Here is a 26,092-nt window from a genome sequence, read left to right on the forward strand (position 1 = left end):
TCTTCCGACCCCTCAGAGCTTCATCAGGCTGGCGTCGTCGACCGAGGCCGAGTGGCGGGAACGGAACAGCGACACGATGATCGCGAGCCCGACGACGACCTCCGCGGCGGCCACGACCATCGTGAAGAACGCGATGATCTGGCCGTCGAGATTGCCGTGCATCCGTGAGAAGGCGACGAGCGTCAGGTTGCAGGCGTTGAGCATGAGCTCGATGCACATGAACACGACGATCGCGTTGCGCCTGATCAGCACGCCGGTGGCGCCGATCGTGAACAACAGGGCCGCGAGATAGATGTAGTTGACCGGGTTCACTTCGACGCCTCCTCAGCCCGCTTGAAGGTCGACGGCTCGATGGCGGTGCGCTCCAGCCGCTCCTCCGCCCGCTGCTCCAGCGCCCGCAGGTCGTTGAGCGCCTCGGTGGACACGTCGCGGATCTGGCCGCGCTCGCGCAGCGTCTTGCTGACCGTGAGGTCGGAGGGGGTGCCGTCGGGCAGCAGGCCCGCGATGTCCACGGCGTTGTGCCGGGCGTACACGCCGGGGGCCGGCAGCGGCGGGATGTGCTTGCCTTCGCGGATGCGCTCCTCGGACAGCTCGCGCTGGGTCTTGGCGCGCTCGGTGCGCTCGCGGTGCGTGAGCACCATGGCGCCGATGGCGGCCGTGATCAGCAGGGCGCCGGTGATCTCGAAGGCGAAGACGTACTTGGTGAAGATGAGGGTGGCGAGGCCCTCCACGTTGCCGTTCGCGTTCGCCTGGGCGAGGCCGTTGAACTCCGTGATGGAGGCGTTGCCGATGCCCGCGATCAGCAGGATGCCGAAGCCGAGGCCGCAGAGAAGGGCCAGCCAGCGCTGGCCCTTGATGGTCTCCTTCAGGGAGTCCGCCGCGGTCACGCCGACGAGCATCACCACGAACAGGAACAGCATCATGATCGCGCCGGTGTAGACGACGATCTGCACGATGCCCAGGAAGTAGGCGCCGTTGGCCAGGTAGAAGATCGCCAGGACGATCATGGTCCCGGCCAGGCACAGCGCGCTGTGCACCGCCTTCTTCATGAATACGGTGCACAGGGCGCCGATGACGGCGACGGTGCCGAGCATCCAGAACTGGACGGCCTCTCCGGTGGAGGTGGAGTAGGCGGCGAGCTGTGCGCTCATGCGTCCACCTCCTCGTCTTCGGGCTTCTCGCCCTTGGAGGCGGCGACCTGGCGCTCGGTGCCGGGGGCGGCCTCGGTCACCAGGCCGCGGTAGTAGTCCTGCTCGTCGGTCCCCGGGAAGATGGCGTGGGGCGTGTCGACCATGCCGTCCTCGAGACCGGCGAGCAGCTGCTCCTTGGTGTAGATGAGGTTGGCGCGGCTGGAGTCCGCGAGCTCGAACTCGTTGGTCATCGTGAGCGCGCGCGTGGGGCACGCCTCGATGCACAGACCGCACAGGATGCAGCGGGCGTAGTTGATCTGGTAGACGCGCCCGTACCGCTCGCCGGGCGAGTAGCGCTCCTCTTCGGTGTTGTCTGCGCCCTCGACATAGATGGCGTCGGCGGGGCAGGCCCAGGCACACAGCTCGCAGCCGACGCACTTCTCCAGGCCGTCCGGATGGCGGTTGAGCTGGTGCCGTCCGTGGAAGCGCGGAGCTGTGGTCTTCTGCTGCTCCGGGTACTGCTCGGTCAGCCGCTTCTTGAACATGGCCTTGAAGGTCACGCCGAAGCCTGCGACGGGGTTCATGAAACCGGGCTTGGTCTCCTTGGGCTCCTCAGCCATCGGACGCCTCCTTTCCATCCAGAGATCCGTCACTCTGAGTATCGGGCCCACCACTGACAATCAGCTCCCGCTCGCGGCGTGAGCTGCGGCGCGGCACCGGCGGCAACTCCTGCCCCGGCAGCGGCGGTACGGGGAACCCGCCCGCCATCGCGTCGAACGAGGCCGGTTCCTCGGCGGCTCCCTCGGCGCCCTTCGCCTTCTCGCGGAACATGTCGGCGATGAAGGAGAGCAGGAGCAGCGCGAGGACGCCACCGCCGACGTAGAGGGCGATGTCGGCGAAGTCGTAGTTCTCGTTGCGCAGGGTCCGCACGGTCGCGACGAGCATCAGCCAGACGACGGAGACCGGGATGAGGACCTTCCAGCCGAGCTTCATCAGCTGGTCGTAGCGCACGCGCGGGAGCGTGCCGCGCAGCCAGATGAAGAAGAACAGCAGCAGCTGGACCTTGATCACGAACCAGAGGAGCGGCCACCAGCCGTGGTTGGCGCCCTCCCAGAAGGTGCTGACCGGGTACGGGGCCCGCCAGCCGCCCAGGAAGAGCGTCACCGAGACCGCCGAGACCGTCACCATGTTCACGTACTCGGCGAGCATGAACATCGCGAACTTGATCGACGAGTACTCGGTGTTGAAGCCGCCCACCAGGTCGCCCTCGGACTCCGGCATGTCGAACGGGGCGCGGTTGGTCTCGCCGATCATCGTGACGATGTAGATCAGGAAGGACACCGGCAGCAGGACGACGTACCAGCGGTCCTGCTGGGCCTCGACGATCGCCGAGGTCGACATCGAACCGGAGTAGAGGAACACCGACGCGAAGGCGGCGCCCATCGCGATCTCGTAGGAGATCATCTGCGCGCAGGAGCGCAAGCCGCCGAGCAGCGGGTAGGTGGATCCGGAGCTCCAGCCCGCGAGCACGATGCCGTAGATGCCGACCGAGGCGACGGCGAGGATGTAGAGCATCGCGATCGGCAGGTCGGTGAGCTGCATCGTGGTGCGCTGGCCGAAGATCGAGATCTCGTTGCCGGCCGGGCCGAAGGGGATCACCGCGATCGCCATGAAGGCCGGGATGGCCGCGACGATCGGTGCGAGGACGTAGACGACCTTGTCCGCGCGTTTGACGATGACGTCTTCCTTCAGCATCAGCTTGATGCCGTCGGCGAGCGACTGGAGCATGCCCCAGGGGCCGTGCCGGTTGGGCCCGATGCGCAGCTGCATCCAGGCGACGACCTTGCGCTCCCAGACGATGGAGAACAGCACGGTCACCATCAGGAAGGCGAAGCAGAACACCGCCTTGACGACGACCAGCCACCAGGGGTCGCGGCCGAACATCGAGAGGTCTTCAGCGGCGAGGAAAGGGCTCATGCCTCCACCTCCTCGGGGGCCTCGGACGCGAGGGTCGCCGGGCCGATGCGGACGAGTGAGCCGGGCAGCGCCCCGGAGTCGGAGGCGACGCCGGCGCCCACGGAGTTCAGCGGGAGCCACACCACCCGGTCGGGCATCTCGGTGATCTGCAACGGCAGTTCCACGGTTCCGGCGGGGCCGGTGACGGCGAGGGCGTCGCCGTCCTTCACGCCGGCCTCGGCGGCGGTGGCGGCCGACACACGCGCGTGGGCGGCGTGCCGGGTGCCTGCGAGTGCCTCGTCGCCCTCCTGGAGACGGCCCTGGTCGAGCAGCAGCCGGTGCCCGGCGAGTACGGCCTCACCGGCGGCCGGCCGAGGCAGCTGGACCCCGGTCTGGAGGGGTTCCGTGGCCCGCGGGCCGTCCCAGGCGCCGAGCCGGTCGATCTCCGCGCGCGTGGTGCGCAGATCCGGCAGGCCCAGGTGTACGTCCATGGCGTCGGCCAGCATCTGCAGGACGCGCGCGTCGCTCGGCGCCATGCGGCGCGTCATCTGGTCGGGCTTGAGCGCGGCCTCGAAGAAGCGCACCCGGCCTTCCCAGTTGAGGAAGGTGCCGGCCTTCTCGGCGACCGCGGCGACCGGCAGCACGACGTCGGCGAGCTCGGTCACCTCGCCGGGCCGCAGTTCCAGCGACACCACGAAGCCGACCTCGCCGAGCGCCTCACGCGCGCGTGCCGGGTCGGGCAGGTCGGCGACCTCGACGCCCGCGACCAGCAGGGCCTGGAGTTCGCCGGTCGCGGCGGCCTCGACGATCTGGCCGGTGTCGCGGCCGTAGCGCAGCGGCAGTTCGGCCACTCCCCAGACGGCGGCGACCTGCTCACGCGCGCGTGGGTCGGTCGCGGGACGTCCGCCCGGCAGCAGGGAGGGCAGCGCGCCCGCTTCGACGGCACCGCGCTCCCCCGCCCGGCGCGGGATCCACACCAGCTCGGCGCCGGTCGCGGTCGCGGCCCGTACGGCGGCGGTCAGCCCGCCCGCCACGGCCGCCAGCCGCTCACCGACGACGATCACCGAACCCTCGGTGCGCAGCGCCTCGGACGCCTGCGCACCGGCCCCGTCCAGGCCGACGCCGCTCGCGAGCGCGTCCAGCCACTCGGTCTCGGTGCCGGGAGCGGCCGGCAGCAGCGTGCCGCCCGCCTTCTCCAGGCCGCGTGTCGCGTGCGTGGCGAGCGAGAAGACCTTCTGGCCGTGCCCACGCCATGCCTTGCGCAGCCGCAGGAAGACCCCGGGCGCCTCCTCCTCGGCCTCGAACCCGGCCAGCAGCACGGCCGGTGCCTTCTCCAGGGAGGTGTACGTGGTGCCCTTGCCGTCGAGGTCGCGGCCGTGACCGGCGACCCGCGCGGCGAGGAAGTCGGCCTCCTCGCCGCTGTGCACGCGCGCGCGGAAGTCGATGTCGTTGGTGTCGAGCGCCACGCGCGCGAACTTGCTGTACGCGTAGGCGTCCTCGACGGTCAGCCGGCCGCCGGCCAGCACGCCGGTGCGGCCGCGGGAGGCGAGCAGGCCCTGCGCGGCGATCTGGAGCGCCTCCGGCCAGGAGGCCGGCTCCAGCTCACCCTCCGCGTTGCGCACGAGCGGCGTCTGGAGCCGGTCGCGCTGCTGGGCGTAGCGGAAGCCGAACCGGCCCTTGTCGCACATCCACTCCTCGTTGACCTCGGGGTCGTTGGCCGCGAGGCGTCGCATGACCTTGCCGCGCCGGTGGTCGGTGCGCGTGGCGCAGCCGCCGGAGCAGTGCTCGCACACCGACGGCGAGGAGACGAGGTCGAAGGGGCGGGAGCGGAACCGGTACGCCGCCGAGGTGAGCGCGCCGACCGGGCAGATCTGGATGGTGTTGCCGGAGAAGTACGACTCGAACGGGTCGCCCTCACCGGTGCCGACCTGCTGGAGCGCGCCCCGCTCCAGGAGCTCGATCATCGGGTCGCCCGCGACCTGGTTGGAGAACCGGGTGCAGCGGGCGCACAGCACGCACCGCTCGCGGTCGAGCAGCACCTGCGTGGAGATCGGGACGGGCTTCTCGTAGGTCCGCTTGCGTCCCTCGAAGCGGGACTCGGCCTGGCCGTGCGACATGGCCTGGTTCTGCAGCGGGCACTCGCCGCCCTTGTCGCAGACCGGGCAGTCCAGCGGGTGGTTGATGAGGAGGAGCTCCATCACACCGTGCTGGGCCTTCTCGGCGACCGGCGAGGTGAGGTGCGTCTTGACGACCATGCCGTCGGTGCACGTGATCGTGCAGGACGCCATCGGCTTGCGCTGGCCCTCGACCTCGACGATGCACTGGCGGCAGGCGCCGGCCGGGTCGAGGAGGGGGTGGTCGCAGAAGCGCGGGATCTCGATGCCGAGTTGCTCGGCGGCGCGGATGACCAGGGTGCCCTTGGGCACGCTGATCTCGGCGCCGTCGATGGTCAGCGAGACGAGATCCTCCGGCGGGACCGCCGCCTCTCCCCCTCCGGAGGGAGCGCTGGTGGTCACAGTCATGCGTTCACCTCCGTGCGGTGGTCGGCCCAGGCCGTCGACTTGGCCGGGTCGAAGGGGCAGCCACGGCCCGTGATGTGCTGCTCGTACTCCTCGCGGAAGTACTTCAGCGAGGAGAAGATCGGCGAGGCGGCGCCGTCGCCGAGGGCGCAGAAGGACTTGCCGTTGATGTTGTCGGCGATGTCGTTCAGCTTGTCGAGGTCGCTCATGACGCCCTTGCCGGCCTCGATGTCGCGCAGCAACTGCACGAGCCAGTACGTGCCTTCGCGGCAGGGGGTGCACTTGCCGCAGGACTCGTGGGCGTAGAACTCGGTCCAGCGGGTGACGGCGCGGACGACGCAGGTCGTCTCGTCGAAGCACTGGAGCGCCTTGGTGCCGAGCATGGAGCCGGCGGCGCCGACGCCCTCGTAGTCGAGGGGGACGTCGAGGTGCTCGTCGGTGAACATCGGCGTCGAGGAGCCGCCCGGCGTCCAGAACTTCAGACGGTGGCCGGCGCGCATACCGCCGCTCATCTCGAGCAGCTGGCGCAGGGTGACGCCGAGCGGGGCCTCGTACTGGCCGGGGCTCGTGACGTGGCCGCTGAGCGAGTAGAGCGTGAAGCCCGGGGACTTCTCGCTGCCCATCGAGCGGAACCATTCTTTGCCGCGGTGCAGGATCGCGGGAACCGACGCGATCGACTCGACGTTGTTCACAACAGTCGGGCAGGCGTAGAGACCTGCCACCGCGGGGAAGGGGGGACGCAGCCGCGGTTGTCCACGGCGGCCTTCGAGCGAGTCGAGCAGCGCGGTCTCCTCACCGCAGATGTACGCGCCGGCGCCGGCGTGCACGGTGAGTTCGAGATTCAGTCCGCTGCCGAGGATGTTCTCGCCGAGGAAGCCGGCCGCGTAGGCCTCGCGCACGGCCTCGTGCAACCGCCGCAGAACGGGGACGACTTCACCACGCAGATAGATGAAGGCATGCGAAGACCTGATGGCGTAACACGCGATGACGATGCCCTCGATGAGGCTGTGCGGGTTCGCGAAGAGGAGCGGAATGTCCTTGCAGGTTCCGGGCTCCGATTCGTCGGCGTTGACAACTAGATAGTGCGGCTTGCCATCACCTTGGGGAATGAACTGCCACTTCATCCCCGTCGGGAATCCCGCGCCGCCGCGCCCGCGCAGACCGGAGTCCTTGACGTACGCGATCAGGTCGTCCGGCGACATGGCGAGCGCCTTGCGGAGCCCCTCGTACCCTTCGTGCCTGCGGTAGACGTCCAGCGTCCAGGACCTGTCCTCGTCCCAGAAGGCCGACAGCACGGGTGCGAGCAGCTTCTCGGGGCTGTTTTCCTTCAGCTCTGGTGCCAACGTCATCACTCCCCCTCCTCGGCGACAGGCCCTGCCGGGTGGGCGGGGTCGGATGCCGACGTCTCATGCGGCGCGTCGTGCGAACTGAGGTGCTCGGTCGGCGAGGGCTCGTGCGATGCCCTGTCCTGCGGCTCGTCGTGCGGGCCGCCGTCGCGCGGATGGACCACGCGCGCGGGTGCGCTCTCCCCCTTGGCCAGGCGGAGGCCCACCAGCGAGGCCGGTCCCGCACTGCCGCTCTCCTCGACGGCCCCGGGCCGCTCGTCGGGGAAGCCGGCCAGGATCCGCGCGGTCTCCTTGAAGGTGCACAGCCGTGCCCCGCGCGTCGGCTCCACGGGCCGCCCCTCGCGCAGGTCGTCGACGAGGCGCTTGGCGCTCGCGGGGGTCTGGTTGTCGAAGAACTCCCAGTTGACCATCACGACGGGCGCGAAGTCGCAGGCGGCGTTGCACTCGATGTGCTCCAGGGTGACCTTGCCGTCGCCCGTGGTCTCGCCGTTGCCGACGCCCAGGTGCTCCTGGAGCTCCTCGAAGATCGCGTCGCCGCCCATGACCGCGCACAGCGTGTTGGTGCAGACGCCGACCTGGTAGTCACCGCTCGGCTTGCGCCGGTACATGGTGTAGAAGGTCGCGACCGCGGTGACCTCGGCCGTGGTCAGCTCCAGCACGTCCGCGCAGAACTGCATGCCGGTGCGCGTGACGTGTCCCTCCTCCGACTGCACGAGGTGCAGCAACGGCAGGAGGGCGGAACGGGAGTCCGGGTAGCGGGCGATGATCTCGCGCGCGTCGGTCTCCAGCCGGGCCCGGACGTCGTCCGGGTAGCCGGGCGCGGGCAGTGCGGGCATGCCCAGGCTGACGCCCCGCTCGGAAGAAGAGGTGGTCACCGGTCGACGCCTCCCATCACGGGGTCGATGGACGCCACGGCGACGATGACGTCGGCGACCTGGCCGCCCTCGCACATCGCCGCCATGGCCTGAAGGTTGGTGAAGGACGGGTCGCGGAAGTGGACCCGGAAGGGGCGGGTGCCGCCGTCGGACACGGCGTGCACACCGAGCTCGCCCTTGGGCGACTCGACGGCCGCGTACGCCTGTCCCGCCGGAACGCGGAAGCCCTCGGTGACCAGCTTGAAGTGGTGGATCAGGGCCTCCATGGAGGTGCCCATGATCTTCTTGATGTGGTCGAGGGAGTTGCCGAGTCCGTCGGGGCCCAGGGCGAGCTGGGCGGGCCAGGCGATCTTCTTGTCGGCGACCATGACCGGGCCGGGCTGCAGCCGGTCCAGGCACTGCTCGACGATCCCGAGCGACTGGCGCATCTCCTCGAGGCGGATCAGGAAGCGGCCGTAGGAGTCGCAGGTGTCGGCGGTCGGGATCTCGAAGTCGTAGGTCTCGTAGTCGCAGTACGGCTGCGACTTGCGCAGGTCGTGCGGGAGGCCGGTGGAGCGCAGGATCGGGCCCGTCGCGCCGAGGGCCATGCAGCCGGCCAGGTCGAGGTAGCCGATGTCCTGCATACGGGCCTTGAAGATGGGGTTCCCGGTGGCGAGCTTGTCGTACTCCGGGAGGTTCTTCTTCATCTTCTTCACGAACTCGCGGATCTGGTCCACCGCGCCGGGCGGCAGGTCCTGGGCGAGTCCGCCGGGGCGGATGTACGCGTGGTTCATCCGGAGCCCCGTGATGAGCTCGTAGATGTCGAGAATCATTTCACGATCGCGGAATCCGTAGATCATGATCGTGGTGGCGCCGAGCTCCATGCCGCCGGTGGCGATGCACACCAGGTGGGAGGAGAGCCGGTTCAGCTCCATCAGGAGCACCCGGATGATCTTGGCGCGCTCGGTGATCTGGTCCTCGATGCCGAGGAGCTTCTCGACGGCGAGACAGTAGGCGGTCTCGTTGAAGAAGGACGTCAGGTAGTCCATGCGCGTCACGAACGTGGTGCCCTGCGTCCAGGTCCGGTACTCGAGGTTCTTCTCGATGCCGGTGTGGAGGTAGCCGATGCCGCAGCGGGCCTCGGTGACGGTCTCGCCGTCGATCTCCAGGATCAGGCGGAGCACTCCGTGCGTGGAGGGGTGCTGGGGGCCCATGTTGAGGACGATGCGCTCGTCGTCGGCACGGGCCGCGGCCTCGACGACCTCGTCCCAGTCGCCACCGGTGACCGTATATACGGTGCCCTCGGTGGTCTCACGGGCAGATGCTGACTGAGTGCTCACGAGTACGACCTCCGCTGGTCCGGAGCCGGGATCTGGGCGCCCTTGTACTCGACGGGGATGCCGCCGAGGGGGTAGTCCTTGCGCTGCGGGTGGCTCTGCCAGTCGTCCGGCATCATGATCCGCGTCAGGGCGGGGTGACCGTCGAAGACGATGCCGAAGAAGTCGTAGGTCTCGCGCTCGTGCCAGTCGTTGGTCGGATAGACGGAGACCAGCGACGGGATGTGCGGGTCGCTGTCGGGGGCGCTGACCTCGAGGCGGATCAGCCGGTTGTGGGTGATCGAGCGCAGGTGGTAGACGGCGTGCAGTTCCCGGCCCTTGTCGCTCGGGTAGTGGACGCCGCTGACCCCGGTGCACAGTTCGAAGCGCAGGGCCGGGTCGTCGCGCAGGGTGCGGGCGACGCGGACCAGGTGCTCGCGTTCGATGTGGAAGGTGATCTCGTCCCGGTCGACGACCGTCTTCTCGACGGCGTTGTCGGGCAGGAGACCCTGCTCCTCCAGCGCGCCCTCGAGCTCGTCGGCGACTTCGTCGAACCAGCCTCCGTAGGGGCGGCTCGCCGGGCCGGGGAGCCGGACCGAGCGGACGAGGCCGCCGTAGCCGGAGGTGTCGCCGCCGTTTTCGGCGCCGAACATGCCGCGCTGGACGCGGATCTCCTCGCCGCCCTGGCCGCGCTGGCCCGGGAGGTTGGAGGCGGAGAGGTCCTTCTCGGGGTTGACCCCGTTCGACTCGTTCGCCCCGTTGGTGCCGTTCGCGTCGCTCATCGCAGCAGCCCCTTCATCTCGATCGTGGGCAGAGCCTTGAGCGCCGCTTCCTCCGCCTCGCGGGCCGCCTCCTCGGCGTTCACGCCGAGCTTGGAGGTCTGGATCTTCTGGTGGAGCTTGAGAATGGCGTCCATCAGCATCTCGGGCCGCGGCGGGCAGCCCGGCAGATAGATGTCGACCGGGACGATGTGGTCGACGCCCTGCACGATCGCGTAGTTGTTGAACATGCCGCCCGAGGAGGCGCAGACCCCCATGGAGATCACCCACTTGGGGTTCGGCATCTGGTCGTAGACCTGCCTGAGCACCGGCGCCATCTTCTGGCTGACCCGGCCGGCGACGATCATCAGGTCCGCCTGGCGGGGCGAACCGCGGAAGACCTCCATGCCGAAGCGCGCCAGGTCGTAGCGGCCGGCGCCGGTGGTCATCATCTCGATGGCACAGCAGGCGAGTCCGAACGTGGCCGGGAAGACGGACGACTTGCGCACCCAGCCCGCGGCCTGCTCGACGGTGGTCAGCAGGAATCCGCTCGGCAGCTTTTCTTCGAGTCCCATGTCTTTAAAGGCCCCTCAGTCCCATTCCAGGCCGCCGCGCCGCCATACGTACGCGTACGCGACGAAGACGGTGAGCACGAAGAGCAACATCTCCACGAGCCCGAAGATCCCCAGGGAGTCGAAGGTGACGGCCCAGGGGTAGAGGAAGACGATCTCGATATCGAAGATGATGAAGAGCATCGCCGTCAGGTAGTACTTGATCGGGAAGCGCCCGCCGCCGGCCGGCGTGGGGGTCGGCTCGATACCGCACTCGTAGGCCTCGAGCTTGGCCCGGTTGTACCGCTTCGGACCGATCAGCGTGGCCATGACCACGGAGAAGATCGCAAAGCCTGCCCCGAGGGCTCCCAGTACGAGGATGGGCGCATAGGCGTTCACCGCTCCTCGCTCCTCTCAGTCGGCACTGACTGCTGGCGGTTGCACTGGGCTCCCAGCCGCCCCACCCGTCCCACGAGCCCCGCTCGTCCCGGCGAAGATCGAGAACATGTGAAGCAGGTCACAAGCCCAACTGCCTCGCATCTTATGCCCGCCGCTCTGTGATCTGCGACACGGGGTATTACACAAGCTTTGTGATCTCCACCACCTGACGAAGGATCATGAACACGGATGAGCGGTGATCTTCACACGAGAAGCGTCCGAGTGATCACCAGAGGTGACATTTTCGCTCGTCGGCGCAGCTCGGAGGGGGCGTCTCAATATCAAGAGGGTTCTCTTGCATGCAAATTGGCGCTGGACCGGATGTGTTGCTAGAGGACCTCGTTCACACATCAGAGGGAGAGCGGGGAGTGGATGTGGACGCGTGCACGCATTCACGAGCGGCGGCGGTCGCGGTTCGCGCACCGGACGCACACGACCCCGTGACCGTTGCGTGACCTCCGCCACATCGATGAGAGACCCATGAGAACCGGGCTTGGCCACCCGTCCCAACAGGTGGTAGGCGGAGAGCAATTCGGACTTAATGATGAAAGTCCGTGATCGCGGGCAGACGGGGGCCGCCCGCAATGTCCGTTACGGCGTCAATAAAGGGTGACGCGGGCGAATTTCGGGCCGTCGATTGAACAACTGTGGCGCAGCCCACGTTTCTTGAAGGTATGGAGGAGTCCCTGGTACCCGTTGTTCTCATGTCCCACACCGCTCACATACGCAGCCACCGGAAACCCCGCCGCACCGCGTCCTCGACGATCGCGATGCGCGCCGGAGTTGCCGGTGGCGTCCTCAGCATGGCAGCGGCAGGCGCAGCGGCCACGGCGCACGCCGCCGAGCCCGTGACGCAGACCATCGAACTGCCCACCCTCACGGGTGACCTGGCGGACCAGCTCGCCCAGTCCGCCGACGCCACGCAGCTGGCGGCGGCGAACTACGAGCTCGACGCCGAGCGTGACGCGGCAGCCGCCGCGGCCGCCAAGGAGGCCAAGAAGGACCTCGCCGAGGCCAAGAAGAAGGCCGAGGCGAAGAAGAAGGCCGAGGAGGCCCGCCGGGCCGCCGCCGAGGAGGCCGCCTCCCGCAGCTCCGAGCGGACCACCCTGTCCGCCTCCGCGAGCACCAGCACGGACGTGTCCGCTCCCGCGAGCGGCAGCGTCGGCACGGTCATCGCCTTCCTCAAGGCGCAGCTGGGCGACGCGTATGTCATGGGTGCCACCGGCCCCAACGCGTGGGACTGCTCCAGCCTGGTCCAGGCCGCGTACAAGCAGGTCGGTGTCGACCTGCCGCGGGTCTCGCAGGACCAGTCGATGTCCGGCACCGACATCCCGCTCTCGCAGGTGCAGGTCGGCGACATCCTCTACTGGGGTGGCAAGGGTTCCGCCTACCATGTGGGCGTCTACATCGGTAACGGCCAGTACCTGGACGCGGCCAACCCCTCCAAGGGCGTCGTCATCCAGGACCTGTCCGGCTACCCGGCGTCGGGTGCGGTGCGCGTGCTCTGACACGAGCCGTACAGCACAGGCGTACGGAAGGGGCCGCAGCCGCTCGGGGGCAGCGGCCCCTCCGTCCTGTTCGTGGGGCCCTCGCGGTATCTAGCCGAGGTCGAAGGTGTTGGGCAGGCCCAGCCTGTGGCGCACCGCGTCGATCCGCTTGAGGGGCTCCATCTCCGGGGGCCGGTACAGCTCCTGGATCTCACAGCGCTCGGCGTCCGAATTGTCCGCGTCCAGGAGCGCGTTGACCGCGAGGCGGGCCGACTCGTTGGCGCCCTCCATCGTCGCGAGGTCGACGTCGGTACGGACGTAGTCGCCCGCGAGGAAGAAGTTCGGGACCCTCGTGCGGGCCGTGGGGCGGTTGTAGAGCGTGCCCGTGGGGTGGATGAGGAGCTGTTCGCGGTTCTGCGGGTCGGGGCCGCCCAGGCCCGTCACCGCCGGGTCCATGAACCAGCCGAGGCGGTCCTCGTCCCGCAGCACCGTCTTGCCGGCGTCGTTGAGGCCGTCCTTCAACTGGGCCCAGAGTTCGGCGACGACCTCCTCCTTGGTGCACTCCTTGGCCGTCTTGCCGTACAGGATGCCCGGCTTGTCCCACTCCGAGATGATGGCGGAGAGGCAGTCCCGGGCGCGTCCGTCGCCGTAGTCGCGGGAGAAGTCCCGTCCGGGCCAGAACTGTGCCTGGCCGACGCCGGTCACCGACCAGGGTGAGTCGAGGCAGTTGATGTGGCCGTGCACGACCGGGGTGGGTGTGCGGAGGTAGAACATCACGCCGGTCATCCAGTCGGCCTGGAGGGCGTCGCAGCGTGCCAGCTGCGGGTCGGCCGCGCGCAGGGCGGGGCCCCAGGTGCCGCGGGCGTGCTCGACGGGGAGGGCGGATACGTAGTGGTCGGCGGTGACGGTCCGTTCGTCGCCGCCGTCGCGGTCCGAGACGCGCACGCCCGTCACGCGGCCCCCGGCGTACTGGACCTCGCGGACCTGGGTGCCGAGGGCGAACTCGACGCCGAGAGAGCGCAGGTGGGTCTCCCAGGGGTCGATCCAGGCCTCGCTGGTGGGGGCGTTGAGGACGCGGTCGATGTCGGCGTCGCCGTCCATGCCGCGGCCGAGCAGGCCCCACAGGAGCAGGGCCTCGATGATGACGCGGCCGACGGTCCGGGTGGAGGCGACCTCCGCGCGTGTGGCGACGAGGTTGCGGGTCTGGCCGATGCCGAGGACGGTCCGGTACTCCTCGCTCATCTCCTCGGCGCGGATGAAGTCCCACCACGAGACCTTCTCCCACTGCTGCTCGCGGCGGGCGTCGCAGCTGGTGAGGTGGACCAGGACACGGTCGGCGAAGTAGGCGGCCTCGTGGGCGGGCAGGCGGGTGCCGAGCTCCAGCACCGACAGGAGCTGGTCGCGGATCCAGCCGGGGGTGAGGTCGCCGGGGCGCGGCGGGGTGGTGGCGCGGCGCAGCGGGAAGTGCAGGTCGGCGCGGCCGCCGGAGCGGGCGAACAGGGCCTCGGTGCCGCTGACGAGGTTGTCGTGGACGCCGTGCGCGTTGCCGGGGACGGGGATGCGGCGCATGGTGTCCGGCAGGTTCCGGTAGAAGCCCGGGAAGAAGCGGAAGCCGTGCTCGGCGGGGAGGTCGGCGCGGCCGCCGGCCGCCGTCCCCGGTACGGGCATCGAGCGGGCCTTGCCGCCGAGGGCGTCGTAGTACTCCAGGACGGTGACGGCGTAGCCGCGTTCGGCGAGTTCGTGGGCGGCGCTCAGGCCGGAGACTCCCCCGCCGAGGACGGCGACGCGGTTGCCCGTGGCGGCCCGGGCGGTACCTGCGGGCCATAAGGCGACGGCGCCGGCCATCGTGCCGGCTCCTGCCAGGAAGCGTCTGCGGGTGTGGCCGGACGGTGTGTGACCTGTCTGCTCCTGGGGCTCGTGCGCGTGTTCTGTTGTCATGAGACCCGGAGGGTAGGGAGGGTCCGTGCAGGCCGGAAGCCCGTTTCGCGCCCGGCCACAGCATCCTCACAACCCGCGACGGCAGAAGGACGGAAAGGGAGAACGACGATGCCCAGCGTTTTCGTGCAAGGCAGGCCCGTGGAGTCGTATCCGCCGCTGGCGCCGGAGGCCCGGCGTGGCTCGGTGCGGCGGATCACCGAGGTGGGCGAGGAGGTGCTGCACAAGCCGTGCCGGGACGTCACCGAGTTCGGGCCCGATCTCGCCGCGCTGATCGACGACATGTTCCTGACGATGTACATCGCCGACGGGGCGGGACTCGCGGCGAACCAGGTCGGGGTCGACGCGCGGCTGTTCGTGTACGACTGCCCGGACGACGACGGGGTCCGGCATGTCGGGCACATCGTCAATCCGGTGCTGGAGCCGCTCGACGCCGCGGACCGGCGGCTCCTGACCGACTCGGAGGGCTGTCTGTCCGTGCCGGGTGCCGTGATGGACGTACCGCGTCCGGACCGGGCCGTGGTGCGCGGAGTCGACAAGGACGGCGAGCCGCTCGTGATCGAGGGCACCGGGTACTTCGCCCGCTGTCTCGCGCACGAGGCCGATCACTGCGACGGGCAGGTCTATCTGGACCGGCTGTCGAAGCGGGAGCGCAGGGACGCGCTGGGGCAGGTGGCGGACCGGCGCGACGAGGTGTTCGCGCGCCGGGCCGCCAACGTCGAGGCCCTCGGCGAGGCCCGGAACACAGGCTGACCCCTGCCCCCGGCCCCGACCGGGGCCGCAGCCACAGCCACAGCCACAGCCACAGCCATGATCAGGCCTTCGGGGCCACCTTGCTGAGGCCGTTGATGATGCGGTCCATCGCGTCGCCGCCGGTCGGGTCCGTGAGGTTCGCGAGCAGCTTCAGCGTGAACTTCATCAGCATCGGGTGGGTCAGGCCGCGCTGGGCCGCGATCTTCATGACCTTCGGGTTGCCGATGAGCTTCACGAAGGCGCGGCCCAGCGTGTAGTAGCCGCCGTAGGTGTCCTTCAGGACGCGCGGGTAGCGCTGGAGGGCGAGTTCGCGGCTCGCGGGCGTCGGGCGGGCGTGGGCCTGGACGATGACGTCGGCGGCGATCTGGCCGGACTCCATGGCGTAGGCGATGCCTTCGCCGTTGAAGGGGTTCACCAGGCCGCCGGCGTCGCCGACCAGCAGCAGGCCCTTGGTGTAGTGCGGCTGCCGGTTGAAGGCCATGGGCAGGGCGGCGCCGCGGATCGGGCCGGTCATGTTCTCCGGCGTGTAGCCCCAGTCCTCCGGCATGGAGGCGCACCAGGCCTTGAGGACCTCGCGCCAGTCCAGCTCCTTGAAGGAGTCGGAGGTGTTGAGCACGCCGAGGCCCACGTTCGAGGTGCCGTCGCCCATGCCGAAGATCCAGCCGTAGCCCGGCAGGAGACGGTCCTCGGCACCGCGGCGGTCCCACAGCTCCAGCCAGGACTCCAGGTAGTCGTCCTCGTGGCGCGGCGACTCGAAGTACGTCCGCACCGCGACGCCCATCGGGCGGTCCTCGCGGCGGTGCAGGCCCATCGCCAGCGAGAGCCGGGTGGAGTTGCCGTCGGCGGCGACCACCAGGGGCGCGTGGAAGGTGACCTCGCGCTTCTCCTCGCCGAGCTTGGCGTGGACGCCGGTGATGCGGCCGGTGCGGTCGTCGATGATCGGGGCGCCGACGTTGCAGCGCTCGTAGAGCCGGGCGCCGGCCTTCTGGGCCTGGCGGGCGAGCTGCTCGTCGAAGTCGTCGCGCTTGCGGACGAGTCCGTAGTCGGGGAAGGAGGCGAGATCCGGCCAGTCCAGCTGGAGGCGGACGCCGCCGCCGATGATGCGCAGCCCCTTGTTGCGCAGCCAGCCGGCCTCTTCGGAGATGTCGATGCCCATGGCCACGAGCTGTTTCGTGGCGCGCGGGGTGAGGCCGTCGCCGCAGACCTTCTCCCGCGGGAACTCGGTCTTCTCCAGCAGGAGTACGTCGAGGCCGGACTTGGCGAGGTGGTACGCCGTCGTGGAGCCGGCCGGCCCCGCGCCCACGACGATCACATCGGCGGTGTTCTCGGTGAATGGGGAGGAGTGGGGCTCGGTCACGACGGTCACGGCTGGATCTCCCCAGGGTTCGAAATCTGCGTGCCGACCGGCACTGGACATGGGCAGTCTATTCAGCAGAATTGATCACCCGGCTGAAGGGCTGCCCTGTGAACCGAGCTCTCCCCGTAGTACGGCTGCGTGTGCCCACCGACGAGGACGCGATCGCGTGGCACCGGGTGTTCGCCCACCCGGACGTCATGGAGTTCCACGGCGGCCGCGCCGCCGAACTGTCCGTCTACGAGGAGCTCACCGCCCGCCAGCGCCGGCACGACGCCGAGCGGGGATTCTGTCTGTGGACCCTGCTCGACGAGCAGGAGCGGGTCCTCGGCTTCACGGGCGCCCAGCCCTGGGAGCGGCCATGGGGTCCGACGGGCGAGATAGAGATCGGCTGGCGGCTCGGGCGTGAGCACTGGGGACAGGGGTACGTCACCGCCGCCGCGCGGTTGACGCTGGAGCGGGTGCGGGCGGCCGGGGTGCCGGACGTGGTCGCCATGGTCGACGCCGGCAACGCGCGGTCGATCGCGGTGACGCGGCGGCTGGGGATGCGGTTCGCCGAGGAGTTCACCGGCCCGGACGCCGGGCGGACGGCGCACTGCTACCGGCTCGGCCTGTGAGCGGGTAACTGAGAGGCCAAATTCCGGATTCATCACAGCCAGTAACCGACTGTTACAGAAAGGTACTTGAAGCTTCCGGACGACACCCCCGGGCGGTTACCCTTCCAATACCGCTGGGGGTGACATCTGTGCGTATAACACCCAAAACGCCCGAGGTGCGAGTTCCTAGACTCGTCGGACTGATGGCCATGGACGCGCGCGAGGCGGCGAAGTCGCACGGCCTCGTCCTGAACGCACCGGACCGGCCGGACTTCCATCTCACCGTCGTCGACTACGTCGTACGCCAGTATCCCCAGCCCGGAGCCGAGGTGCCGCGGGACTCGATGGTCTACATCTGGTTCGACTTCGGCGAGGGCGAGGGCGGCGGAGGCATACGCGAGCCACGCATACCGCGACCGCCCTCGGGCGGACTGCGACGCGAGCTCGACGAGCCCGGAGAGGATTCGTACCCGGTGGTCAGCTCGGCCTGAACCCGGCGTTCAGTCCTGCTTGAAGCCCCGGTGCAGGGCCACGACCCCGCCCGTCAGGTTCCGCCACGCCACCTTCGACCAGCCCGCCTTGCGCAGCCGCTCGGCCAGGGCCGGCTGGTCGGGCCAGGCGCGGATGGACTCGGCGAGATAGACGTACGCGTCGGGGTTCGAGGACACCGAGCGCGCGACCGGCGGCAGGGCGCGCATCAGGTACTCGGTGTAGACGGTGCGGAAGGGCGCCCAGGTCGGGTGCGAGAACTCGCAGATCACGACCCTGCCGCCGGGCCGCGTCACCCGGTACATCTCGCGCAGCGCGGCGTCGAAGTCCTGGACGTTGCGCAGCCCGAAGGAGATCGTCACGGCGTCGAAGGCGTCGTCCTTGAACGGCAGCTTCGTCGCGTCCCCCGCGGTGAACGGCAGCCAGGTGTGCTTGCGCTTGCCGACCTGGAGCATGCCGAGGGAGAAGTCGCAGGGGACGACGTAGGCGCCGGTCTGTGCGAAGGGCAGCGAGGAGGTGGCCGTGCCGGCGGCCAGGTCGAGGATCTTCTGCGCCGGGCGGGCGTCGACGGCCTTCGCGACCTCCTTGCGCCATCTGCGGTCCTGGCCGAGCGACAGCACGTCGTTGGTCAGGTCGTACCGTTCCGCCACGTTGTCGAACATCGAGGCGACTTCGTGCGGCTGCTTGTCCAGGGATGCGCGGGTCACGGGCCCATTGTGGCAGTACGGCCTCACGGGCTCGCAGGACGGCCTCCCGGGAGGAGCGTCGGCTTCTTCCTCCCGGCCACGTCCTCCACCCAGCCGCACAGCAGCACGAAGACGGCGATCAGGATCCAGCCGACGCCGAACATGAACCACTGGCTCTCCAGCGGCAGGTAGGTCTCGAACGCGGGCACGTTCCAGAACCGGTCGATCAGCGGGACGGCGAGGATCAGGGCGATCTCGTGCCAGAGGTAGATCGTCACCGCGCGGGAGTTGAAGATCGTGACGATCCGGTCGGTCCGCCGGAAGCGGGTCAGCCATGCGAAGTCGATCCCGAAGTACGACTTCGCCCACATCAGGAGCGTCACGTACCCGGCCGACCACAGGGCCTGCGCGAGCGGGATGTCGTCCAGGTCGTACGAGCCGGTCCCGGCCTGGTGCGTGAGGGCGTACCAGCCGGCGAAGCCGATGGCGGCGAGCGACAGGACGGCCACGGCGAACGGCCTCAGCCGGGCGAGCACCCCGTCGCGGTGGGCGAAGCCGAGGATCCAGCAGAACAGGAAGGTGGCCAGGTCGGTCAGCGCGCTGCCGAGGCGGTCGTCCGGCGGCTCCCACAGGAAGTGGAGGACGAGGATCGGGGTCAGGGAGAGCAGCAGCACCGGCACCGGGGCCAGGCGGAAGATCTTCAGCAGCAGCGGGGAGAGCAGCACGAACCACAGGTACGTCCGCAGGTACCAGAGGATCTCCCAGGCCTGCTCGGCCCACGCGCTGCCCGGCGGGTCGCCCAGCGGCACGATCCAGTAGACGATCTGCCAGCCCGGCATCCAGCCGTGGATCAGCATCGCCAGGACCACGAAGCAGCCCCAGAACCAGAAGGGCGGCAGCAGCCGGCGCAGCCGTCCGCGCACCACCTTCGGCGCGGGGCGCTCCAGGGACTTCGCCATGAGGGTGCCGGCCAGGGCGAACATGATCCCCATCGAGGGGAACACCATGCCCGCCCAGGCCCACCCGAAGGTGTGGTAGCCGACGACGCGGATCAGGGCGACGGCACGCAGGGTGTCGAAGTAGCGGTCGCGGCCCGGGGGCCGAGGCGGAGGCTTCTCCTCCTCCGCCTCGGCGGCTGCGGGAGGCGCCGGAGCCAGGGGCTGCGGCACCGGTTCCTGCTGCGCGTGGGCCGGGTACCCGTACTCCTGACCGTACCCCTGGTGGTAGGTCGGCTGCTCGTACGGCTGCGGATCCGGGGGCACCGGCTCGTACGGCTGCGGATACGCAGGCTGCGTGTACGGCTGCTGGTACTGCGGATACTGCGGCTGCTGACGGCCCTGCTCCTGCCAGTGTCCCGGCTGCTGTTCCCAGCTCATCGGCCCGCCCCCGCCGGCGTCCCGACCTCGCCGGTGCGCTTCAACTTCTGCCAGCGCAGCCGGCCGCCCGTCATCGCCGTGATGCAGGAGTGGATCAGGACGAGGTACATCATCTGGCGGTAGGCGAGCTGCTGGAGCGGCATCATCAGCAGGTAGCGGTACTTCTCGCGGTCCAGGCGGAAGGCGTACGCCGCGCACAGCAGCTGCACCGCCAGCACCGCGAACCAGGCCAGCAGCGCCGCGCGGAAGTCGACGAAGATCATCGAGTAGACGGTGAAGACGTCGATGAGCGGCGCGAAGACCGGCGTGACGATCTGGAAGATCACCACGAGCGGCATGCCGACCCGGCCGAAGCGCCCCGAAGGCCCCTTGTCCGTCAGCGACTTGCGGTGCTTCCACAGCGCCTGCATGGTGCCGTAGGACCAGCGGTAGCGCTGCGACCACAGCTGCTTGAGCGAACCCGGCGCCTCCGTCCAGGCCCTGGCGTGCTCCTGGTAGACGACCCGCCACCCTGCGCGGTGCATCGCGATGGTGATGTCGGTGTCCTCGGCGAGGGTGTCCTCGCTCATGCCGCCGACCTCCAGGACCGCCTCACGGCGGAACGCGCCGATCGCGCCGGGGATGGTCGGCATGCAGCGCAGCAGGTCGTACATGCGCCGGTCGAGGTTGAAGCCCATCACGTACTCGATGTGCTGCCAGGCGCCGATCACGGTGTCGCGGTTGCCGACCTTGGCGTTGCCGGCGACCGCGCCGACCCCGGGGTCGGCGAAGGGCTGCACCAGCTGCCGTACGGCGTCCGGCTCGAAGACCGTGTCGCCGTCCATCATCACGACGATGTCGTGACTGGCGCTGCGCACACCGTTGTTCAGCGCGGCCGGCTTGCCCGCGTTCTCCTGGCGGATCACGCGCACGTTGGTCATGCCGAGTTCCCGGGCCGCGGTGCGGGCGATCTCGGACGTGCCGTCCGTGGAGCCGTCGTCGACCACGATGATCTCGATCGGATGGGTGCTCCGCGCCAGCGACTCGAGGGTGTTGGCGATGCACTCCTTCTCGTTGTACGCCGGGACGATCACGCTCACCGGTTGCGAGACCGGCGGTCCCCAGCTGAACCGGCGTCTGTTGCGCTGCCGGTAGTGGCGCCGGGCGAGGATCAGCATCATGCCGAAGCGGCCCATGACGGCGACGCCGACGACGAGGAGGCCGACCGACAGCACCGGCACCGTCCATTCGGCGACGGCCACCGCTCCGATCAGGGCCTTGCCCTCGTAGAGGGTCGCGCCGGTGGCCGTACGGTGGGCGGCCTGGAGGTTCGAGGTCCCCGCCCCGGCGCCCGCCCCGCCGGGTTGCCCGTTCGGACCGCCCTGCGCCTGGCCACCGGCCTGACCACCGGCCGCCGCCTCCTGCTTCTGGACGGCGCCGCTGATCGTGGTGAAGGTGTACCCCTTCGCCCGCATCCTCTCGATGTACTTCGGCAGCGCCTTGATCGTCTGCGAGCGCTCGCCGCCCGCGTCGTGGAAGAGGACGGACGCGCCCTCGCCGTCGTCCGGTGTGGCCCACTTGACGATCTTCGAGACGCCGGGCCGCTTCCAGTCGTCGCTGTCGGTGTCGACGAAGACGCTGGTGTAGCCGTCCTCGCCGAGCTTCTTGTAGACGGGCCAGCTGTAGTTGTCGACGGCGTCCGTCTCCGACGAGTACGGCGCCCGGAACAGCGTCGTCGTGATGCCGGCCGCGCCCGCCAGCGCGAGCTGCGTCTGCTGCATCTCGCGGTTGACGCGGGCGTCGCTCTGGTAGGAGAGGTCGACGTGGGTGAAGGTGTGGATGCCCACCTCGTTGCCCGCGTCCACCATGTCCGCGACGATCGACGGATAGCGCGAGACCATCGAGCCGACCACGAAGAACGTGGCGGGGATGTCGTACTTCTTCAGGATCGCCAGGACCTGCGGCGTCCAGGTCGGGTTGGGGCCGTCGTCGAAGGTGAGGGCGATCGTCTTGTCCGGCACCGAGACGGTGGTGGCCCGGCCGCCCCGGAACGTGAGGATCGGACCGCCGTCGAGGACCTTGTCCGGGACCTTGCCGGAGCTGGCCCCGGTGCGCACCCGCTGGTCGCCGCCGACCTCGGCGCGCAGATAGCCGTCGAGCAGCATGACGCTGGTCAGCGCGAGCAGCAGAAGCCCGGCGAGGATCACCCGGGGTTTTTGCAGGGCCGCGGCCTTGCCCGCCACCCGCTCGATGCGGGTGGGGGCGCGGCGGCGGCGACGTGAGGGCGTCGTCGTGGTCATGAGTGGGGCTGCGCTCCGGTCAGTTCGCGGACGCGTCGTCGGACGCGGAGGGGGCGGCGGACGCGGGCGCGTCGGCGGACGGGGCGGGGGCGCCCGAGGGCGGCGCCGTCGGGGTGCCGCTGGGCGGGGCGACCGGGTTGCCGCGGCCGCCCTGGGGGACGGTGCCCGGGCCCGTGCCGCCGGGGCCGCCCTGACCGTTCGCGAAGGGCAGCAGCTGGGACGGGCTCAGCGAGGTGCCGACGCCCATGAAGGCCATGCCCAGCACCACCGCGTAGCCGAGACAGGCGACGCCGAGCAGGAGGCCGAGGCGCCGCAGCAGCTTGGAGCGGCGTCCGGAGTTGTCAACGAACACGGGCCCCTCTGCGGACCCGTTACCGCGTTTGCGGCGGCGACCGCGTGCACGCCGTTCGGCGGCGCGGTTTTCGATGGCAGGCTCGGAATGCATTCCCCGGATGTTAGGGAGCCTTTATGTGCCCACGGCTCCCTTTCTATGTGAGACGCCCATGAGAAAAGACTGAGCCTGTCCTTTTCCTGAGAATTTGGACGACGGCCTCAAAATGATGAGAGATTTGCCGGCATGCATACGTACCGAGGGAAGTCGGCGGCCTGTCTCATCTGCGTGTTCGCACTGGCCGTCACGGGGTGCTCCGCGGGCTCCGGCGGCACGGCGGACGCGGCGGCTCCGACGCCGTCGCGGGCCGGGGCGTCAACCTCCGGGAGCGCCGCGTCGGGTACGTCGTACGCGCCCTACGTCAGCGCCACCGAGGCCTCCGCCAACGACTCCGCCGGCTCCCCGGCGACGTACAACCTGGCCTTCGTCATCGCGGACGGCAGCGACTGCACGCCGAAGTGGAACGGCACCACCGCCCTCTCCGACGCGGCCGTGAAGTCCCGTGTCTCCAAGCTGACTCAGGGCGGCGCCTCGGTCCGCGTCTCCTTCGGCGGGGCCTCCGGCCAGGAACTGGCGGCGAGTTGCGACAGCGCCTCCGAGCTGGCGCGGGCGTACGGGACGGCGCTGGACGCGGCGGGTTCCGCGCAGGCCGACTTCGACGTCGAGGGCGAGCAGTTGGCCGACTCCGACTCGGTGGACCTGCGGTCGGAGGCGATCGCGCTGCTCCAGAAGGAGCGCGCCGACCTGGAGGTCTCCTTCACGCTGCCGGTGATGCCGTCCGGGCTGGACGACGACAGCGTGGCGCTGCTGGAGTCCGCGAACGAGCACGACGTCCAGGTGTCCACCGTGAACATCATGACGATGAATTACGGCGAGTCGTACGACGGTGGCATGGGGGACTACGCTCTCGTGTCCGCGAAGGCCACGCATTCCCAGCTGAAGAAGATTTTCGGTACGTCGGACGCGACCGCGTGGAAGGCGATGGCGTTGACGTCGATGCTCGGTACGAATGACGTCGACAACGAGACGTTCACGCTCGACGACGCGGCGCAGGTACGGGAGTTCGCCGACGAAAAGGGGATCGGCTGGGTGTCCATGTGGGCGACGTTCCGGGATCAGCAGTGTGCCGACGGATCGTCCTCGGATGACGCTCTGACGAATTGCAGTGGGGTGGATCAGGAGGAAGGGGCGTTCGCGGAGGCGTTTTCGGGATGAGCGGGACCTGAAAGCCCTTCAGTGCCGCCGGTACACCAACCGGCCGTCCACCACCGTCGCCACACAAGTGCCCGCCCCCCGCTCCGCGAGCTCCGCCTCGTCCCGTACGTCGAAGAAGGCGAACCGCGCCGCCGAGTCGGGCTCCCTCGGCTCGGCGAACTCCACCGGGAGCCCGGAGGCGTACGGGTCGAGGGCCGGCGTTCCGCCCGGGCTGCCGATCCTTCCCATGACCGCAAGCCCCGAGCGGTGCACGGCGTCGCGGACCGCGCGGTTGGTCAGTGTCTCGCAGGCCGCGCGGACCGTGCCGTGGGCCAGCATCCGCTGCACCCCGCGCCGGGCGCTCGCGCCCCAGCGGGCGTCGTCCATGGCGAGGGCCGCCAGCGCGTCGCCGGTCAGCGGCTCGGTGCCCAGCTCGTCGGCCTCGCGCGGATCGGGGTGGTACGCCTGCTCCAGCAGCTCGTTGCCGTGGAGGTTGATCAGGCCGGGCGTGAGGATGCCCGGCCACTGCCGCACCCGGGCCCCCGGATGCGCGGCGACCAGGTCCTCCAACAGCCCGGCGCCGGCGATCCACGCGCCCTTGACGGCGAGCGCCCGCCCCCTGGAGTCCGCGTGGATCGTCAGCACGAGTACGTCAGTTGGAGGCGAGGATCTTCAGCTCGGGGTGAGCCGTGCCGCCGGCGATCGCGGTGGACGAGATGTGCGACATGACCCGCTCGTCGACCGGGTCGTTCGCCGGGTCGTCGTGCACGACGAGGTGCTCGTACGTCGTGGCGCGCTGCGCCGGCACGCGGCCCGCCTTGCGGATGAGGTCGATGATCTCCATCCGGTTGGAGCGGTGCTTGGCGCCGGCGGAGGAGACGACGTTCTCCTCCAGCATGATCGAGCCGAGGTCGTCCGCGCCGTAGTGCAGCGACAGCTGGCCGACCTCCTTGCCGGTGGTCAGCCAGGAGCCCTGGATGTGGGCGATGTTGTCCATGAAGAGGCGCGCGATGGCGATCATCCGCAGGTACTCGAAGAGCGTGGCCTGCGTGCGGCCCTTCAGGTGGTTGTTCTCGGGCTGGTAGGTGTACGGGATGAAGGCCCTGAAGCCGCCCGTGCGGTCCTGGACCTCGCGGATCATCCGCAGGTGCTCGATGCGCTCGGCGTTGGTCTCGCCCGTGCCCATCAGCATCGTCGACGTCGACTCCACGCCCAGCCCGTGCGCGATCTCCATGATCTCCAGCCAGCGCTCGCCGCTCTCCTTCAGCGGCGCGATGGCCTTGCGCGGCCGCGCGGGCAGCAGTTCGGCGCCGGCGCCCGCGAAGGAGTCGAGTCCGGCCTCGTGGATCCGGGTGATGGCCTCCTCGACCGACACACCGGAGATCCGGGCCATGTGCTCGACCTCGCTCGCCCCCAGGCTGTGGATGACGAGCTGCGGGAAGTCCTTCTTGATGGCCGCGAAGTGCTTCTCGTAGTACTCCACGCCGAAGTCCGGGTGGTGGCCGCCCTGGAACATGATCTGGGTGCCGCCGAGTTCGACGGTCTCGGCGCAGCGCCGCAGGATGTCGTCCAGGTCGCGGGTCCAGCCCTTGGCGGTGTCCTTGGGGGCGGCGTAGAACGCGCAGAACTTGCACGCCGTGACGCACACGTTCGTGTAGTTGATGTTGCGCTCGATGATGTACGTCGCGATGTGCTCGGTGCCCGCGTACCGGCGGCGGCGTACGGCGTCGGCGGCGGCGCCCAGCGCGTGCAGCGGGGCGTCGCGGTACAGGTCCAGCGCCTCGTCGGGTGTGATGCGCCCACCCGCGGCGGCACGGTCGAGGACGGACTGAAGGTCGGCCTTCTCGGTCACCGGGGCGTCCCTTTCGTCAAGGGTTGTGGACTGATCCACCTTGTTGGCAGCGGACCGAACCAGCCTACGCCAGGCCGTTCACGGGACGGACGTCAGGCCGCGTAGGCCCCCATCAGCAGTCCCGCGAGGGCCCCGCCGAGCAGGAACGGCCCGAACGCGATCGCCGATCTGCGCCCGGCCCGCCGCAGCGCGACGAGCCCCCAGCCGTACAGCGCCCCGAACAGGAACCCGGCGAACGTACCGAGCATCACGGTCGGCCACCCGTACCAGCCGAGCGCCGCCCCCACTCCGAGCGCGAGCTTCACATCGCCGAACCCCATGCCGGCGGGGTTGATCAGGTGCAGCGCGTAGTACCCGGCGCCCAGCGCGAGCGCGCCCCACACCGCGGTCGGCCAGTCGCCGGCGTGCTCGGGGACGAGGGCGACCAGGCCGAGCAGCCCGAGCGTGGCGCCGGCGAGGGAGAGCGTGAGCGGGTTCGGCAGCCGCCGTACCCGGAGGTCGACCACCGTGAGCAGCACGCCGACCGGTGCCAGCAGCAGCCAGACGCCCAGTTCGGGGCGGGTGCCGGTGGCGGCGGCGAGGGCGGCGCAGACCAGGGCGGTGGCGGTGCCGAGCGCGGCGGCGCCCGGGCCGTACGAGGTGCCCGCCTCGCATCGCGTGCACCGGGCCCGGCCGAGCCACCCCGGTATCGGATGCCCGCCGGGGCAGTGCTCCCGCCACCCCTCCTCGTCCGGCGCGGAGAAGCGGTAGGCCGCCCGGGGCAGGAGGAGGCCCGCCGCCAGGCCCCAGAGCGCGGCGACGACGACCACGGCGAACACGCTCACTCCCAGGG

25 protein-coding genes are annotated in these 26,092 nt (G+C 69.8%); 5 read left to right on the forward strand and 20 right to left on the reverse strand.

Annotation, left to right across the window (positions count from 1 at the left end; translation table 11 throughout):
- Positions 1–12: 12 nt before the first annotated feature.
- Genes nuoK through CP983_RS18055 form a run of 11 tightly spaced genes read right to left on the reverse strand, consistent with a single transcriptional unit; the run spans position 13 to position 10,829 of the window.
- Positions 13–312 (reverse strand): NADH-quinone oxidoreductase subunit NuoK, encoded by a 300-nt coding sequence (nuoK, locus tag CP983_RS18005; protein WP_107904232.1) that lies wholly within the window; start codon positions 310–312, stop codon positions 13–15.
- Entirely contained in the window at positions 309–1,151 is an 843-nt protein-coding gene (locus tag CP983_RS18010; RefSeq protein WP_150500466.1) for an NADH-quinone oxidoreductase subunit J, read from the reverse strand. Before CP983_RS18010 ends, nuoK begins: the two co-directional genes overlap by 4 nt.
- Entirely contained in the window at positions 1,148–1,750 is a 603-nt protein-coding gene (nuoI, locus tag CP983_RS18015; RefSeq protein WP_107904236.1) for an NADH-quinone oxidoreductase subunit NuoI, read from the reverse strand. Before nuoI ends, CP983_RS18010 begins: the two co-directional genes overlap by 4 nt.
- Complete coding sequence (gene nuoH, locus CP983_RS18020; protein ID WP_107904238.1) at positions 1,743–3,107, reverse strand: NADH-quinone oxidoreductase subunit NuoH; 1,365 nt, start codon at positions 3,105–3,107, stop codon at positions 1,743–1,745. Before nuoH ends, nuoI begins: the two co-directional genes overlap by 8 nt.
- Positions 3,104–5,608 carry an NADH-quinone oxidoreductase subunit G gene (locus CP983_RS18025; protein WP_150500468.1) on the reverse strand — a complete coding sequence of 835 codons (2,505 nt, stop codon included), beginning with the start codon at positions 5,606–5,608 and terminating at the stop codon, positions 3,104–3,106. Before CP983_RS18025 ends, nuoH begins: the two co-directional genes overlap by 4 nt.
- A complete protein-coding gene (gene nuoF, locus CP983_RS18030) occupies positions 5,605–6,954 on the reverse strand; it encodes an NADH-quinone oxidoreductase subunit NuoF (RefSeq protein WP_107904242.1) in 1,350 nt (449 codons plus the stop codon). Before nuoF ends, CP983_RS18025 begins: the two co-directional genes overlap by 4 nt.
- Positions 6,954–7,826, reverse strand: a complete 873-nt coding sequence (nuoE, locus tag CP983_RS18035) for an NADH-quinone oxidoreductase subunit NuoE (RefSeq protein ID WP_150500470.1) — start codon at positions 7,824–7,826, stop codon at positions 6,954–6,956. The genes nuoF and nuoE overlap by 1 nt, the downstream gene beginning before the upstream one ends.
- Positions 7,823–9,145 (reverse strand): NADH-quinone oxidoreductase subunit D, encoded by a 1,323-nt coding sequence (locus tag CP983_RS18040; protein ID WP_107904246.1) that lies wholly within the window; start codon positions 9,143–9,145, stop codon positions 7,823–7,825. Before CP983_RS18040 ends, nuoE begins: the two co-directional genes overlap by 4 nt.
- Positions 9,142–9,903: an NADH-quinone oxidoreductase subunit C gene (locus CP983_RS18045; protein WP_150500472.1), complete on the reverse strand. Its 762-nt coding sequence runs from the start codon at positions 9,901–9,903 to the stop codon at positions 9,142–9,144. Before CP983_RS18045 ends, CP983_RS18040 begins: the two co-directional genes overlap by 4 nt.
- Positions 9,900–10,454 (reverse strand): NuoB/complex I 20 kDa subunit family protein, encoded by a 555-nt coding sequence (locus CP983_RS18050; RefSeq protein ID WP_010041554.1) that lies wholly within the window; start codon positions 10,452–10,454, stop codon positions 9,900–9,902. Before CP983_RS18050 ends, CP983_RS18045 begins: the two co-directional genes overlap by 4 nt.
- 15 nt (positions 10,455–10,469) lie before the next feature.
- The gene (locus tag CP983_RS18055) at positions 10,470–10,829 is read right to left on the reverse strand and encodes an NADH-quinone oxidoreductase subunit A (RefSeq protein ID WP_030950624.1); all 360 of its coding nucleotides are present in this window, start codon (positions 10,827–10,829) and stop codon (positions 10,470–10,472) included.
- Between the two features lie 713 nt (positions 10,830–11,542).
- Between CP983_RS18055 and CP983_RS18060 the strand changes: the two genes are divergently transcribed.
- Complete coding sequence (locus CP983_RS18060) at positions 11,543–12,376, forward strand: C40 family peptidase (protein ID WP_107904250.1); 834 nt, start codon at positions 11,543–11,545, stop codon at positions 12,374–12,376.
- A gap of 90 nt (positions 12,377–12,466) precedes the next feature.
- Here CP983_RS18060 and CP983_RS18065 read toward each other — a convergent pair whose 3' ends face one another.
- On the reverse strand, positions 12,467–14,293 hold the full coding sequence (locus CP983_RS18065) for a hydroxysqualene dehydroxylase (RefSeq protein WP_150500474.1): 1,827 nt from the start codon (positions 14,291–14,293) through the stop codon (positions 12,467–12,469).
- Between the two features lie 108 nt (positions 14,294–14,401).
- Here CP983_RS18065 and def point away from each other — a divergent pair, with 108 nt between their 5' ends.
- Complete coding sequence (gene def, locus CP983_RS18070; protein WP_150500476.1) at positions 14,402–15,043, forward strand: peptide deformylase; 642 nt, start codon at positions 14,402–14,404, stop codon at positions 15,041–15,043.
- A gap of 61 nt (positions 15,044–15,104) precedes the next feature.
- On the opposite strand, the gene CP983_RS18075 is transcribed toward def, so the two are convergent.
- Positions 15,105–16,409 carry a geranylgeranyl reductase family protein gene (locus tag CP983_RS18075; protein ID WP_107904256.1) on the reverse strand — a complete coding sequence of 435 codons (1,305 nt, stop codon included), beginning with the start codon at positions 16,407–16,409 and terminating at the stop codon, positions 15,105–15,107.
- A gap of 71 nt (positions 16,410–16,480) precedes the next feature.
- Here CP983_RS18075 and CP983_RS18080 point away from each other — a divergent pair, with 71 nt between their 5' ends.
- Positions 16,481–17,014 (forward strand): GNAT family N-acetyltransferase, encoded by a 534-nt coding sequence (locus tag CP983_RS18080; RefSeq protein ID WP_107904258.1) that lies wholly within the window; start codon positions 16,481–16,483, stop codon positions 17,012–17,014.
- Between the two features lie 155 nt (positions 17,015–17,169).
- Entirely contained in the window at positions 17,170–17,484 is a 315-nt protein-coding gene (locus CP983_RS18085; protein ID WP_093746921.1) for a PASTA domain-containing protein, read from the forward strand.
- Positions 17,485–17,493: 9 nt separating this feature from the next.
- Here the strand turns inward: CP983_RS18085 and CP983_RS18090 are convergent, their stop codons facing one another.
- Genes CP983_RS18090 through CP983_RS18105 form a run of 4 tightly spaced genes read right to left on the reverse strand, consistent with a single transcriptional unit; the run spans position 17,494 to position 22,175 of the window.
- Complete coding sequence (locus CP983_RS18090) at positions 17,494–18,189, reverse strand: demethylmenaquinone methyltransferase (protein WP_150500478.1); 696 nt, start codon at positions 18,187–18,189, stop codon at positions 17,494–17,496.
- Positions 18,190–18,212: 23 nt separating this feature from the next.
- Complete coding sequence (locus CP983_RS18095) at positions 18,213–19,544, reverse strand: acyltransferase family protein (RefSeq protein ID WP_150500480.1); 1,332 nt, start codon at positions 19,542–19,544, stop codon at positions 18,213–18,215.
- A complete protein-coding gene (locus tag CP983_RS18100) occupies positions 19,541–21,823 on the reverse strand; it encodes a bifunctional polysaccharide deacetylase/glycosyltransferase family 2 protein (RefSeq protein ID WP_150500482.1) in 2,283 nt (760 codons plus the stop codon). Before CP983_RS18100 ends, CP983_RS18095 begins: the two co-directional genes overlap by 4 nt.
- Before the next feature lie 19 nt (positions 21,824–21,842).
- A complete protein-coding gene (locus CP983_RS18105; RefSeq protein ID WP_373309858.1) occupies positions 21,843–22,175 on the reverse strand; it encodes a hypothetical protein in 333 nt (110 codons plus the stop codon).
- Positions 22,176–22,400: 225 nt separating this feature from the next.
- Here CP983_RS18105 and CP983_RS18110 point away from each other — a divergent pair, with 225 nt between their 5' ends.
- The gene (locus CP983_RS18110) at positions 22,401–23,429 is read left to right on the forward strand and encodes a chitinase (protein WP_150500486.1); all 1,029 of its coding nucleotides are present in this window, start codon (positions 22,401–22,403) and stop codon (positions 23,427–23,429) included.
- 18 nt (positions 23,430–23,447) lie between these two features.
- On the opposite strand, the gene CP983_RS18115 is transcribed toward CP983_RS18110, so the two are convergent.
- The 3 genes from CP983_RS18115 to CP983_RS18125 form a co-directional block, all read right to left on the reverse strand.
- The gene (locus CP983_RS18115) at positions 23,448–24,053 is read right to left on the reverse strand and encodes a hypothetical protein (RefSeq protein WP_150500488.1); all 606 of its coding nucleotides are present in this window, start codon (positions 24,051–24,053) and stop codon (positions 23,448–23,450) included.
- 7 nt (positions 24,054–24,060) lie between these two features.
- Positions 24,061–25,260, reverse strand: a complete 1,200-nt coding sequence (gene mqnC, locus CP983_RS18120) for a cyclic dehypoxanthinyl futalosine synthase (protein ID WP_107904271.1) — start codon at positions 25,258–25,260, stop codon at positions 24,061–24,063.
- Positions 25,261–25,352: 92 nt separating this feature from the next.
- Positions 25,353–26,078 carry a prepilin peptidase gene (locus tag CP983_RS18125; protein ID WP_373309860.1) on the reverse strand — a complete coding sequence of 242 codons (726 nt, stop codon included), beginning with the start codon at positions 26,076–26,078 and terminating at the stop codon, positions 25,353–25,355.
- Positions 26,079–26,092: the final 14 nt, after the last annotated feature.

It is taken from the genome of Streptomyces chartreusis (assembly GCF_008704715.1).
GTDB classification, from domain to species: domain Bacteria; phylum Actinomycetota; class Actinomycetes; order Streptomycetales; family Streptomycetaceae; genus Streptomyces; species Streptomyces chartreusis.